The organism is Sphingomonas gellani (genome assembly GCF_900110035.1).
Classification (GTDB): Bacteria; Pseudomonadota; Alphaproteobacteria; order Sphingomonadales; family Sphingomonadaceae; genus Sphingomonas; species Sphingomonas gellani.
On record NZ_FOCF01000006.1, the window covers coordinates 46,047 to 59,273 of the forward strand.

General features: G+C 69.3%; 12 protein-coding genes. All 12 read right to left on the reverse strand.

The window, feature by feature from the left end; translation table 11 throughout:
• Positions 1 to 12: 12 nt before the first annotated feature.
• The 12 genes from ftsA to BMX37_RS12340 are packed head-to-tail and all read right to left on the reverse strand — an operon-like array spanning position 13 to position 13,221.
• On the reverse strand, positions 13 to 1,278 hold the full coding sequence (gene ftsA / locus BMX37_RS12290; RefSeq protein WP_093666053.1) for a cell division protein FtsA: 1,266 nt from the start codon (positions 1,276 to 1,278) through the stop codon (positions 13 to 15).
• Complete coding sequence (locus BMX37_RS12295) at positions 1,278 to 2,270, reverse strand: cell division protein FtsQ/DivIB (RefSeq protein WP_093666054.1); 993 nt, start codon at positions 2,268 to 2,270, stop codon at positions 1,278 to 1,280. Before BMX37_RS12295 ends, ftsA begins: the two co-directional genes overlap by 1 nt.
• Positions 2,267 to 3,229, reverse strand: coding sequence for a D-alanine--D-alanine ligase (locus BMX37_RS12300; RefSeq protein ID WP_170841960.1), 963 nt, complete (start codon positions 3,227 to 3,229; stop codon positions 2,267 to 2,269). Before BMX37_RS12300 ends, BMX37_RS12295 begins: the two co-directional genes overlap by 4 nt.
• Entirely contained in the window at positions 3,226 to 4,146 is a 921-nt protein-coding gene (gene murB, locus BMX37_RS12305; RefSeq protein ID WP_244501560.1) for a UDP-N-acetylmuramate dehydrogenase, read from the reverse strand. Before murB ends, BMX37_RS12300 begins: the two co-directional genes overlap by 4 nt.
• Positions 4,143 to 5,570 carry a UDP-N-acetylmuramate--L-alanine ligase gene (gene murC, locus BMX37_RS12310; RefSeq protein WP_093666055.1) on the reverse strand — a complete coding sequence of 476 codons (1,428 nt, stop codon included), beginning with the start codon at positions 5,568 to 5,570 and terminating at the stop codon, positions 4,143 to 4,145. The genes murB and murC overlap by 4 nt, the downstream gene beginning before the upstream one ends.
• Entirely contained in the window at positions 5,567 to 6,715 is a 1,149-nt protein-coding gene (gene murG / locus BMX37_RS12315; RefSeq protein WP_170841961.1) for an undecaprenyldiphospho-muramoylpentapeptide beta-N-acetylglucosaminyltransferase, read from the reverse strand. The genes murC and murG overlap by 4 nt, the downstream gene beginning before the upstream one ends.
• Positions 6,712 to 7,938, reverse strand: coding sequence for an FtsW/RodA/SpoVE family cell cycle protein (locus BMX37_RS12320; RefSeq protein WP_093666057.1), 1,227 nt, complete (start codon positions 7,936 to 7,938; stop codon positions 6,712 to 6,714). Before BMX37_RS12320 ends, murG begins: the two co-directional genes overlap by 4 nt.
• Positions 7,935 to 9,230, reverse strand: a complete 1,296-nt coding sequence (gene murD / locus BMX37_RS12325; protein WP_093666058.1) for a UDP-N-acetylmuramoyl-L-alanine--D-glutamate ligase — start codon at positions 9,228 to 9,230, stop codon at positions 7,935 to 7,937. The genes BMX37_RS12320 and murD overlap by 4 nt, the downstream gene beginning before the upstream one ends.
• Positions 9,227 to 10,297: a phospho-N-acetylmuramoyl-pentapeptide-transferase gene (mraY, locus tag BMX37_RS12330; protein WP_093666059.1), complete on the reverse strand. Its 1,071-nt coding sequence runs from the start codon at positions 10,295 to 10,297 to the stop codon at positions 9,227 to 9,229. The genes murD and mraY overlap by 4 nt, the downstream gene beginning before the upstream one ends.
• Positions 10,298 to 10,304: 7 nt before the next feature.
• Complete coding sequence (locus BMX37_RS12335) at positions 10,305 to 11,681, reverse strand: UDP-N-acetylmuramoyl-tripeptide--D-alanyl-D-alanine ligase (protein ID WP_093666060.1); 1,377 nt, start codon at positions 11,679 to 11,681, stop codon at positions 10,305 to 10,307.
• Positions 11,678 to 11,809: a hypothetical protein gene (locus BMX37_RS19325; RefSeq protein ID WP_280139245.1), complete on the reverse strand. Its 132-nt coding sequence runs from the start codon at positions 11,807 to 11,809 to the stop codon at positions 11,678 to 11,680. The genes BMX37_RS12335 and BMX37_RS19325 overlap by 4 nt, the downstream gene beginning before the upstream one ends.
• Entirely contained in the window at positions 11,806 to 13,221 is a 1,416-nt protein-coding gene (locus BMX37_RS12340; protein ID WP_093666061.1) for a UDP-N-acetylmuramoyl-L-alanyl-D-glutamate--2,6-diaminopimelate ligase, read from the reverse strand. The genes BMX37_RS19325 and BMX37_RS12340 overlap by 4 nt, the downstream gene beginning before the upstream one ends.
• Positions 13,222 to 13,227: the final 6 nt, after the last annotated feature.

Below are 13,227 nucleotides of genomic sequence, written 5' to 3' on the forward strand. Positions count from 1 at the left end.
CGCCCCATCGAATCAATAGTTCGCCCTCGCCGCCTGCATCAGCTTGCGGAACACGCCCATACCCTTTGGCCGATGAACGGCGGTGTGCCCGACCGGCGCGATCGCGCGCAGGTCGACCGGATTGGCCGCCGCGTAGAAGGCGAGCCCCGCCAGCGTGGCGAACGCCGGCCCCGCATGCGCATCGGGCAGCGCCGTCAGCCCACGCGGACGGCCGACGCGCACCGAGCGACCCAACGCCTGCTGCGCATAGTCGGCGATCCCCTTCAACTCCGCACCGCCACCGGTCAGCACCACCTGGCGACCCACCGGCCCCTCGAACTTCAGCTGCGCCAGCGCCTTGCGCACCTCGCCCATCTGATGCTCCAGCCGCTGGCGGATCACGCCGATCAGCGCCGCCTTCGTGATCTGGGTATGGCCGTGCGCATCGTCCTCGCTGCCGACCGGCACCACCGGGATCATGTCATGATTGTCGCGCGGTGACGCGTTGGCCGACCCGTGGAAGCATTTCATCCGCTCCGCCTCAGAACGGCGGGTGCCGAACGCGGATGCGATGTCGTCGGTGATGTCGGCCGCGCCCATCTGGATGGAGGTCAACCCGACCAGCATGCCGCCCGCGAACAGCGACACGTTGGTGATGCCTGCCCCCATCTCCACCAGCGCCACGCCCAGTTCCCGCTCCTCTTCGGACAGGCACGCCAGGCCGGTCGCGACCGGGGAAGCGATGATCGTCTTCACCTCCAGATGGGCCGACCGAACGCATAGGTCCAGGTTGCGCACCGGCGAGCCGTCCGCCGCGACGACATGGATGTGCACGCCCAGCCGATCCGCGTGGAGGCCCAGCGGCTTCTTCACCCCGGTCAGCCCGTCCAGCGTGTACAAGGCAGGCTGCGCATGCAGCACCATGCGCCCCTGCGGATCGATGGAGTTGCGCCCCGCCGCCAGCAGCGCGTCGATATCCGCCTGTTCGACCCGGTGGCCGCCCAGCTCGAACTCCACCTCCGCCACGTCGCTGACCAGTCCGCCGGCGGAAAAGCCGACCCACACGTCCTCGATGTTCAGGCCCGCGATCCGCTCCGCCTGTTCCACCGCCTCGCGCACGGCGGCTTCCGTCGCGCCCATGTCGGCGATGTAGCCGCCCTTGACGCCCCGGCTCTCGCGCTGGCCCGTGCCCAGCACGATCAGTTCGCCGCCATCGCCCTTTTGCGCGATCATCGCCGAAACCTTGGACGATCCGATGTCGAGCGCCGTGATCAGGCCCTCGGGTGCCGCCTTTGCCATCAGCCTTCTCCCCCACTCGTGCTTGCAACGGCCTGCGCCGCCGGACCGCTGGAATTGCCCGCCTTATCGTCGCCCGCTCGGCCGGCGCTCTTTTCCTCGGCCGTCGGCGCGGGTGCGCCGTCGTCCTGCAACCGGTGCGCCATGCTCGCGCCCGGCCGCCGCGCGACCAGCTTGACCGGATCGCGCATGTCGAAGCTCAGCCAGCCGCGCCCGAGCAGTGGATGCGCACCATCCTTTTCCGCGAACTGCACCAGTGCCGCCGCCGAGCCCTCTTCGGGCAGCTTCAGCGTTTCGCCCGATTCGAACGTCAGGTCCCAGCGCCGGTTGCCGACCCATGTCGCCGCCCGGATGCGCGGTTTCAGCGCGGGCGCAGCGGCCAGCAACGCCTGATAGGCGACCTCCTGCCGATCCGCGCCGGGTCCGATGACCAGCGGCAGGTCCGGCATCGCCGCCGGATTGACCGGATCGAGCAACTGCCCCGTCTCATCGATCAGCGTCAGCTGGCCGCGGTCCTGCCACACTGCCGCGGGCGTGCGTTCGGTGATGCCGATCAGCAGCGTGTTGGGCAGTCGCCGTGACACATGCGCGTCCGCGACCCAGCCATAGCGGAGCAGGCTCTGGCGCACCTCGGCCAGGTCGATGGCGAAGATCGCCTGATCCTTGTGCCCCTGCAACGCCAGCGCATACACCGTGTCGCGGTCCATCCGCTTCAGCCCGACGATGTCGATCTGCTCGACGCGGAACCCGGCGCGGCCGGCCCCCTCGGCCAGCGCACCGCCGATCATGCCGGGCACGCCGGCCCAGACCGCCGCGCCCAGCACCGCCACGCCGCCGATGCCCGTGATCGTCCACGTCACGATGCGGCGCAGCGTATCCTCGCCGACCGGCAACGCACCGATCAGCCGGTCCATCACCGATACCTGCTTGACCGGCACCTTGCGGCGCGGTGCCGGGCGCTTCGGCGGTGGGCCGCGGCGGATCGTGCGGCTCATGGCGGACCCGCCCCGACCGCCGCATCGCGCAGCGCCTCGTCAACGATCGCCTGCACCAGCGCGGGATAGCTCATGCCGTTGTGCCGCGCCTGTTCGGGCACTAGGCTCAGCGGCGTCATGCCGGGTTGGGTGTTCACCTCCAGCAGGAACAGCCCGTCGACGCCGCGCTCGTCGTCCCAGCGGAAATCGCTGCGGCTGCACCCCTTGCACCCGAGCAGGCGATGCGCCTCCAGCGCGAGCCGGTTGCACGCGTCCGTGATCTCGTCGGGAATCGCGGCCGGATAGACATGCTCCGTCATCCCATCGGTGTATTTCGCGTCAAAATTGTACCAGCCGGACTTCGGCCGCAGTTCGGTCACGCCCATCGCGCGGGGGCCTTCCGCGCCGGCCAGCACCGCCGTGGTCAGCTCCCGCCCGCGTACATAGGGTTCGGCCAGCAGCTCATCGAACTCCTGCCACGGCCCCGCCACATCGCGGCCGATGGGCATGCCGTAATTGCCGTCCGCCGTGACGATCGCCACGCCCAGCGATGACCCCTCGTTGACGGGCTTCACCACATAAGGGCGCGCGAGCGGATCGCCCTCGAACAGATCCGCCGACTTCACCACGCGCCCGCCGGGCATCGGAATGCCGTTGGGGACCAGCGTCTGCTTGGTCAGCACCTTGTCCACCGCGATCACCGACGTGGCGAGCCCGCTGTGCGTGTAGCGCAGGCCCATCAGGTCCATCATCCCCTGCACCGTGCCGTCCTCTCCCGGCGATCCGTGCAGCGCGTTGAATACCAGATCGGGCTTCGCCTCCGCCAGTCGTGCGGCGACATCGCGGTCCATGTCGATCCGGGTGACGCGGTGTCCCAGCGACTCCAGCGCGTCGGCCACGCCCGCGCCGGATTGCAGCGACACCGGCCGCTCGCCCGACCAGCCGCCCATCAGCACGACGATATGCAGCGGCGCGGTCATGCCGAACGCCCGACCCGCTGGATTTCCCATTCCAGCGTCACGCCCGACTGTGCCTTGACCCGGCTCCGCACGTCTTCTCCCAGCGCCTCGATGTCCCCGCTCGTCGCGTTGCCCAAATTGAGCAGGAAGTTGCAATGTTTTTCCGACACCTGCGCACCGCCATGCGTCAGCCCGCGACATCCGGCGGCATCGACCAGCGCCCAGGCCTTGTGCCCGTCCGGGTTCTTGAACGTCGACCCGCCGGTCTTCGACCGCAACGGCTGCGACGCCTCTCGCTCGGCGGCGATCCGGTCCATCTCCGCGCCGATCACCGCCGGCTCGCCCGGATGGCCGCGAAAGGTGGCGGCGATCACGACCGCGCCGTCCGGCAGGTCGCTGTGCCGATAGGTGTAGCCCAGCGCCGTCGCCGGCAGCACCCGCCGCTCGCCGGACCGCAGGATCACCTCGCACTCGACCAGCACGTCGCTCGTCTCGCGCCCGTACGCGCCGCCGTTCATCCGCACGAACCCGCCCACGGTGCCCGGAATGGAGCGCAGGAACTCCAGCCCCGCGATGCCACGGTCGCGCGCGGTGGAGGACACCAGGATGCCGCTCGCCCCGCCGCCGCAGCGCAGGATCGTCGGCTCCGGGCATTCGACCTTCGCGAACGGCTTGCCCAGCCGGATCACCACGCCGGCCACGCCGCCGTCGCGCACGATCAGGTTCGACCCCAAACCCAGCGCCATGACCGGCACTGCCGGGTCGAGCGCGCCCAGGAAAGCGCTCAGGTCCTCGGCATCAGCCGGCTCGAACAGCCACTCGGCCGTGCCGCCCGACTTGAACCAGACCAGCGTCGCCAGCGGCGCGTTCGGGGTCAGCCGGCCACGCACCGTCGGCATGTCACCCGGCGCCGCTGCAGGGGCCGTGACCGCGATCATGCCGCCTCCACCCGTCGCCCGGCAATCGCATCGGCCAGACCACCGGCCCATTTGGTGATGTCGCCCGCGCCCAGGCACACCACCATATCGCCCGCCCGGATCAGCGTCGACAGTTCGTCGGCCAGTTCCCCCGCATCCGCCACCGTGCACGCCGACCGGTGCCCGCGCCGCTTCAATCCCTCGACCAAAGCCGCCGCATCCACGCCCGCGACCGGCGCCTCGCCAGCGGCATAGACGGGCGTGACGATCACCTTGTCGGCGTCGTTGAAGGCGCTCTGGAACTCCTCCATCAAATTGCCCAGGCGGGAATAGCGATGCGGCTGCACCACCGCGATCACGCGGCCGGTGCTGCCGCCGGACACGCTCTCGCGCGCGGCGGCCAGAACCGCGCGGATCTCCACCGGATGGTGCCCGTAATCGTCGATGATCGTCGCGCCGGCCACCTCGCCCACGCGGGTGAAGCGCCGCTTCACGCCGTCGAACGCGTGAAAACCGCGCGCGATCGTCGCGTCGTCGATCCCCAGTTCCAACGCCACGCCGATCGCCGCCAGCGCGTTCTGCACGTTATGCCGACCCGCCATGGGCAGCTCCACACCCTCGATCAGCCGGGTACCGCCGTCGCGTTCGCGCACCACACAGTCGAACCGGTTGCCGCCCGGCATCGGCTGCACATTGGCGCCGCGCACGTCCGCCTGCGCCGAAAAGCCGTAGGTGACGACGCGGCGGTCGCGGATGCGCGGCAGGATGCCCTGCACCTCCGGATGGTCGAGGCACATGACCGCCGCCCCGTAGAAGGGCACATTCTCCACGAACTCGACATAAGCGTCCTTCGCCGCGTCGAAGGACCCGTAATGGTCCAGATGTTCGGGATCGATGTTGGTGACGACCGCGATCGTGCCGTCCAGGCGCAGGAAGCTGCCGTCGCTCTCGTCGGCCTCCACCACCATCCAGTCGCTTGCACCCAGGCGCGCGTTGGAACCGTAGCTGTTGATGATCCCGCCGTTGATGACGGTCGGATCCACCCCGCCCGCATCCAGCAGCGCGGCGACCATCGACGTCGTCGTCGTCTTGCCGTGCGTGCCCGCGACCGCAACGGTCGATTTCAGGCGCATCAGTTCGGCCAGCATCTCCGCGCGGCGCACCACGGGAATACGCTTCTCCAGCGCCGCCTCGACCTCCGGATTCGATCGAACAATCGCGGTCGACACCACCACCACCGCCGCGTCCGCGATGTTGGCCGCCGCGTGGCCGATCGTCACCGTGATGCCGCGATCGCGCAGCCCCTGGACGACATAGCCCTCCGCCACGTCGGAACCCTGCACGCTATAGCCCAGGTTCTTCATCACCTCGGCGATGCCGGACATGCCGATGCCGCCGATCCCGACGAAGTGGATCGTGCCGATATCCGTCGCGACACCCCTCATGCGAAGGCGGCCTTCGGCTTGGCAGGCGCACCGACCGGCAGGCGCACCAGCGGCGCGTCGAGGCTTTCAACCAAATCGGCCAAGTCGCCGACCGCATTTGGCCGTCCGACGCTCTTCGCACGACCCGCGGCATTCTCCAGCGCGGCGGGATCGAGGCCCAGTTTCTGCATCTGCTTGGCCAGTTCCACGGCGGTGAATTCAGATTGCGCGATGGTCCGCGCACCGCCCACGCGCGTGATCTCCCGCGCATTGGCGGTCTGGTGGTCGTCGGTCGCACCGGGCAGCGGCACCAGGATCGCGGGCCGCCCCGCCGCCGTCAGCTCCGCGATGGTCGACGCACCCGCGCGTCCGATCACCAGATGCGCCCAAGCGAGCTGTTCGGGCATGTCGGGGAGGTATGTGGCCAAATCGGCGGCGATCTGATGCTCCGCGTATTGGGCGCGCGCGGCATCGATATCCTCGATCCTCGCCTGATGCGTCACCTGCAAACGCCGCCGGAACTGCACGGGCAGCATGGCCAAGCCATCGGGCACAACCTTCGACAGGATCGACGCGCCCTGACTGCCGCCGGTGACCAGCACGCGAAAGATGCCGTCCTCCTCCAGCAGCGGATAGGCGCGGGTGCGCAGCGCCAGCACCGCCTCACGCACCGGGTTGCCGACCAGATGCACCTTGTCCGCGAAGCGCGAGGACAGCCGCTCCGTCTTGTCATAGCTGGTGGCGATCGCCTGCACCTGGCCCGCGACCAGCCGGTTGACCCGGCCCAGCACCGCATTCTGTTCGTGAACCGCAGTCGGGATGTCCTGCGCAAAGGCGGCGAGCAGCGCCGGGAACGCCGGATAGCCGCCGAACCCGATCACCGCCGCCGGCTTGAACGTGCGGTACAGCTGTCGCGCCAGCGCGCGGCCCCGCCACATCTCACGCGCCGCCGGCAACCAGCCCGCCGGCCGCTTCGCCTGGAACCGCCCAGCCGGCAGCACATGCGTCTGGATGCCGTCGAACAGTTCCGGAAAGCGGCTGCCGCGCGGGTCGGTGATTAGCGCCACGCGGTGCCCGCGCCGCGTCAGCTCGGCCGCCAGAGCAGCGGCGGGGACCATGTGCCCCCCCGTGCCGCCCGCCGCCAGAACGAAGTGCTTGGCCGTCATGCCGTTCCCCATTTCACCACATAGGGGCTGCGCGTCAGGAAGGGATTGCGCCGGGTAAAGGCGAGCAACAGCCCCATGCCCACCGACAGCGCGATCATCGACGACCCGCCATAGCTGATAAAGGGCAGCGTCATGCCCTTCGATGGCGCCAGCCCCGTGTTCACCGCCATCGACACCAGCGCCTGCGCGCCGAACTGCACCGCCAGCCCGGACGCGGCCAGCAGCTTGAACTCGTCATGTTCGTCCAACAGCTTCACGAACACCCGCACCACGATCGCCAGGAACACCAGCGCCACCACCGAACAGGCGATCAGCCCGAACTCCTCGCCGATGACCGAGAAGATGTAATCCGTATGCGCCTCGGGCAGCCCGAACTTGGCGCTGCCCGCGCCCGGTCCGGTCCCCGTCCAGCCACCGGCGGTCAGCGTGCGGTGCGCCGCATTGACTTGAAAATGGTCGGCGGCGCCCTCCCCCTCCAGGTCGGGGAACAGGAACGCATCGATCCGCGCCCGTGCGGTGCCGTAGAACAGATACGCCGCGACCAGCCCCGCCGGCACGCACGCGATCAGCCCGACCAGCACCCGCGTCGGCGTGCCCGCGATCATCAGCAGCGCCATCCACACGGTGCAGAAGATCACCGTCTGACCGAAATCGGGCTGCATCATCAGGATGCCCGCCACCAGCGCGGTCATCGCGCCGGTGATCAGCACCGTGGGCAATTCCTCGTCCTTGGCCTTCAGCGACAGCAGCCACGCGATCGACACGATGAACAGCGGTTTCAGGAACTCCGACGGCTGGAACTGCGCGAAACCGCCGCCCAGCCACCGCTTCGCCCCGTTGACCTGCACGCCCAGCACCGGCGTGAGCGCGAGCAGCGCGACGAACACCGCCGCGCCCACCAGCGCAAAGCGGCGCGCGGTCGGCACGGGCAGCATCGAGACGCCGATCATCACCGGCAACGACACGCCGACCCACATCAACTGGCGCCAGAAATAATATAGCGGGGTCAGCTTGTGATGCTCACCCGAATAGCGGACCGCCGTCGCCGGCGACGCCGCCGCCACCGCCACCAGCCCGATCGCGATCAGGAACAGGGTGAGCAGCAGCAGCATCCGGTCGATGTCCCAGAACCACGTGCCTAGCGGCGAACGATCGCCCCGGCCGCCGCGCCGCTTCACCTTCGCGATGATGCCAGCGTCCTTGATGCCAGCGTCGGCGTTCATGCCCCCACCTCCTTGCCCAGCGCATCGACCGCTGCCCGGAACGCGCGCCCGCGATCCTCGAAATCGCGGAACTGGTCGAAGCTGGCACAGGCCGGCGACAAAAGCACCACGTCGCCCGCAATCGCCTGTGCCGCCGCGAGACGGACCGCCGCATCCAGCGTTCCCGCTTCCTCCACCGGCACCTCGTCCTTCAGGATCGCGGCGAAGCGCGGCCCCGCCTCGCCGATCGTGTAGGCGCGCACCACATGGCCGAACGCGGGCGCACAGGCGTCCAGATCGTTGCCCTTGGCCTGTCCGCCGACGATCCAGTGGACGCGCGGGTACGCCGCCAATGCCGGTGCGGCGCTGTCCGGATTGGTCGCCTTGCTGTCGTTGATGTACGTGACGCCATCGATTGTCGCGACCCGCTCCATCCGGTGCGGCAGCCCGGAAAAGCTGCGCAAGGCCCGGTCGATCACGCGATCCTCGACGCCCAGCACCCGGCACGCCGCCACCGCCGCGCGCGCATTGTGCAGATTGTGCGGGCCTTGCAGGCTCGGCCAACCGGCCCGCCCGTCCAGCGGCACGTCGTCGATGAACAGGATCGGCAGACCGTCCGCCGCGCCGCTCAGCACGTCATGCTCCGCCTCCGCCCGGTGGTCCACCACCGCGACATGGGGCCCGGCCTGCATCGCGAAAAGCCGCGCTTTCGAGGCGGCATAGCCATCCAGACCGTCATACCGATCGAGATGGTCGGGCGTCACGTTCAACAGCACCGCGACGTCGCAATCCAGGCTTTGCGTCAGGTCGATCTGGTAACTGGACAGCTCCAGCACATAGACGCCGCCCTCCGGCAGCGGCTGCTGCGCCAGGATCGGTAGGCCGATATTGCCGCCCATCAGCGTCGGCACGCCCGCTTCCTTGCAGATGTGCGTGACCAGCGCGGTGGTCGTCGACTTGCCGTTGGTGCCGGTGATGCCGACCACCTTGTGCGGCGGCAGGTCGGCGCGCGCGTGCGCGAACAGCTCGATGTCGCCGATCACCGGCACACCCGCCGCCCGCGCACGCGCCGCCAGCGGATGCGTGTTCAGCGGCACGCCGGGCGACACAACCAGCGCATCGAAGCCCGCCAGGTCCAGCGTGTCGAGGTCCGCGATCGTCACGCCCGCGACGTCCTGTCGCCGGCCGGAGTCGCTGTCCCACGCCATCACCTCGGCACCGCCCGCGACCAGCGCCTGCACCGTCGCCGCGCCCGAACGCGCCAGACCCAGCACCGCAAACCGCCGGCCCCTCCAGGCGCGCGCGACGATCACCGCAGCTTCAACGTCGACAGGCCAGCCAGCATCAGCACGAAGGCGACGATCCAGAACCGGATCACCACCGTCGGCTCCGACCAGCCCAGCTGCTCGAAATGGTGATGGATCGGCGCCATGCGGAACACCCGCTTGCCGGTCCGTTTATAGAAGAACACCTGGATGATGACGGACAACGCCTCCACCACGAACAGGCCGCCGATGATGCCCAGCACGATCTCGTGCCGCGCGACCACCGCGATCGTGCCCAGCGCGCCGCCCAGCGCCAGGCTGCCCGTGTCGCCCATGAACACCGCCGCCGGCGGCGCGTTGAACCACAGGAACGCCAGCCCCGCGCCGACGATCGCCCCGCACAGGATGGTCAGGTCGCCCGCGCCCAACACGTGGTGGATGCCCAGATACGCGGCAAATTTCGCGTTGCCGACCAGATAGGCGATCACCATCAGCGCAATGGACGCGATGATGACGGGCATGGTGGCCAGGCCGTCCAGTCCGTCGGTCAGGTTGACCGAATTGCCGAACGCCACGATCACGAACGCCGCAAAGAACGGATAGGCATAGCCCAGGTCCAGGTACATGCGCGTCGTGAACGGCAGGTACAGGTGCGTCCCCGCCTTCCACGTGATCAACGCCGCCGCCAGCCCCGCGATCAGGAACTCCAGCAACAGCCGGGTGCGGCCCGACACCCCGGCGGTCGACGCCTTTCGCACCTTGTCGTAATCGTCCAGGAACCCGATCGCCCCGAACCCCAGCGTCACCGCCAGACACGCCCAGAAGAATGTGTTCGCGAGGTCCATCCACAACAGGGTGGACAGCGTCAGGCTGGTCAGGATCATCAGCCCACCCATGGTCGGCGTCCCCCGCTTCGACAGGTGCGTCTGCGGTCCGTCGGCGCGGATCGGCTGCCCCTTGCCCTGGCGGATGCGCAGCCAGCCGATGAACTTCGGCCCGATGATCAGGCCGATCAGCAGCGCGGTGGCGACGGCCCCGCCGGCGCGAAACGACTGGTAACGGATCAGGTTGAGCAGACCGGGAAACCCGAGATGCTCGGCGATGAGATACAGCATCTGGCCCCTATTGCCCCCGCAGCGCCGCGACCAGCCGCGACAGGCCCACGCCGTTCGATCCCTTGATGAGTACCGCGTCGCCGGGGGACAGCAGGTCGCGAAGTCCCTCGATCGCGCGCGCGGTGTCGGGCACATGAACGACCCGCACCGTTTTCTCAAGCACCCCGGCCAGCGGTGTCATCGCTTCACCGACCAGCAGCGCCGTTTCGACGCGTGCGGCCATGACCGCGTCTGCCAGCCCTGCGTGATAGCGGGCCGAGTCCTCGCCCAACTCCCGCATTTCGCCCAGCACCGCGATGTGGCGTCCCGGCTCCTCGGCCAGCACCGCCAGCGTCGCTCGCATGGAGGCGGGATTGGCGTTGTAGCTTTCGTCGATCACCAAAGCCTCGCCCCCGCCGACCCGCGCGAGAAAGCGTGCGCCCCGCCCGGCCAGCCCGCCCAGCTCCGCCAGCGCAAGTCCAGCCAGGCCCAGGTCGGCACCGGCCGCATCGACCGCCGCCAAGACGGCGAGCGCGTTGGACACCCAATGCGCGCCGGGCTGTGACAAGGTGAAGCTCAATTCGCGCGGGCCCAGCCGCGCCGTCACGAAGCTGGCACCGGTCGGAAGGCGTATCGCCTCCACCGCGCGAACATCCGCGTCCTTGCCCGTGCCGAAGGTGACGATCCGGCCGGCATGCGGCTGTGCCGCCGCGATCAGCCGGTCGCGATGCGGGCTGTCGAACGGGATGATCGCCGCGCCGCCCGGCTCAAGGCCCTGGAAGATCTCGCCCTTGGCATCGGCAATGGCGGCCTCGTCGGCGAAGAACTCGGTGTGCGCCGGCGCGATGGCGGTCACCACCGCGATGTGCGGTCGCACCAACCGGGTCAGGTGCGCCAGTTCGCCGGGATGGTTCATGCCCATTTCCAGCACCGCCGCACGCGTACCGCGCGGCATTCGCGCCAGGCTGAGCGGCACTCCCGTATGATTGTTGTAGCTCTTCACCGATCGATGGACGGTTCCGGGAAACGACCCCCGCATCGACCGGTCCAGCGCGGCGAACAGCGCTTCCTTCGCGCTGGTCTTGCCCACCGATCCCGTGACGCCGATCACGGTTGCAGCGGTGCGAGACCGCGCCGCGCGAGCCAGATCCTCCAGCGCGGCGAAGCTGTCGTCCACGCGGACATTTGGTCCGTCCGCGTCTTCGCTGACCAGCGCGCCGGATGCCCCTTGCGCGAAAGCCTGCGCCAGGAAGCGATGTCCGTCCGTCGCGTCACCCTTCAACGCGACGAACAGGTCACTGGGACCGACTTCGCGGCTGTCAAAGGCGACACCCTCGACCGAAAACGCGGCCGATGCCGTGCCGCCGGTCGCGTCCGCGATCTCGGCGGCGGTCCACAGGGTCACTTTTCGCCGGCCTCCCCCGCGGGGCGGGCCTGTTCGCCGCCGAAGCGCAGGCCCAGCTTTGGCCGGGGCTGCCGCGCCGGCTGCGGCCGGATGGGCTGTTGCTGGTTCACGATGGTCGCTGCACTCACGCTGCACTCTCCCGCGCCACGGTTACGTCGTCGAATGGCAGGACCAGGTCGCCGACGACCTGTCCCTGCTCGTGTCCCTTGCCGGCGATCAGGACGATGTCCTCCGGCCCTGCTTCGCGGATCGCGGTCGCGATCGCCTGGCGCCGGTCACCGATCTCCTCGGCGCTAGGCGCACCCTTCAGGATGGCGGCGCGGATCGCGGCGGCATCCTCGGTGCGCGGATTGTCGTCGGTGACGATCACCCGGTCCGCCTGCGCTTGGGCGACCTGGCCCATCGTCTCGCGCTTGCCCGCGTCACGATCGCCGCCCGCGCCGAACACCACCGACAGCCGGCCGCCGGCATGCGGCTTCAGTGCCGCGATCGCCGCCTCCAGCGCGTCGGGCGTATGCGCGTAATCGACATAGACCGGCGCGCCGCTGCGCGCGATGGCCGCACGCTCCAGCCGGCCGCGTACGGGTTGCAGGCGGGACAGGTTGGCCAGTGTCTGTGCCGTGTCGCCGCCACAGGCGATCACCAGCCCGGCAGCCACCAGCGCGTTTGCCGCCTGATATCCCCCGATCAGCGGCAGCCTGACGCGGTGCAGCGCACCCTCCGCCTCGATCACCAGTCCCTGCCCAAGCAGGGTTGGATCGCGCTCCACCAGGCGCAGCGTCGCGCCCCGTGTACCGACCGTCACCAGCCGATTGCCCCGCGCATGCGCCAGGTCGATGACCCGCGCGGACTCGACGTCGTCGGCCCAGACCACCGCCACGCCATTTGCGCTCAGCACCTCGGAAAACAGCCGCAGCTTTGCGGTCAGATAGGCGCCCATGTCGCCATGATAATCGAGATGGTCCCGCGACAGGTTGGTGAACGCCGCCGCCGCGACATTCAGCCCCTCGGTCCGATATTGCGTCAGGCCGTGGCTCGACGCCTCGAACGCCAGGTGCGTCACGCCCTCGCGCGCCAGGCCCGCGGCGTTGGACAGGAACGTCACCACATCGGGCGTCGTCAGCCCGGTCGACACACGCTCATCGGCCGTTGTCACGCCGAGCGTGCCGATCGACGCGGCGGCATGCCCCGCCATGCGCCACAACTGCCGCGCCATCTCCACCGTCGACGTCTTGCCGTTGGTGCCGGTCACCGCGACCGCGATTTCGGGGAACGGCGCAAAGAAGAGTGCCGCCAGTTGCGCGAGGCGTTCGCGCGGGTTCTCGGCGGCGATGTGCACCGCGCCCGTCACCCGTGCCTCCGGCCGGGCGACCACCGCCACCGCGCCGGCCCTGATCGCGTCGTCGATGAAGGCCTCTCCGTCGACCCGCAATCCTCGGAACGCGCCGAAGATCGTCCCCGGCGCGACCTTGCGGTGATCGATCGCAAAGCCGGTAACCGTCGCCGTCTCGCTTCCTCCGGTCAGTTCGCCAAGCTTCATCGGCCG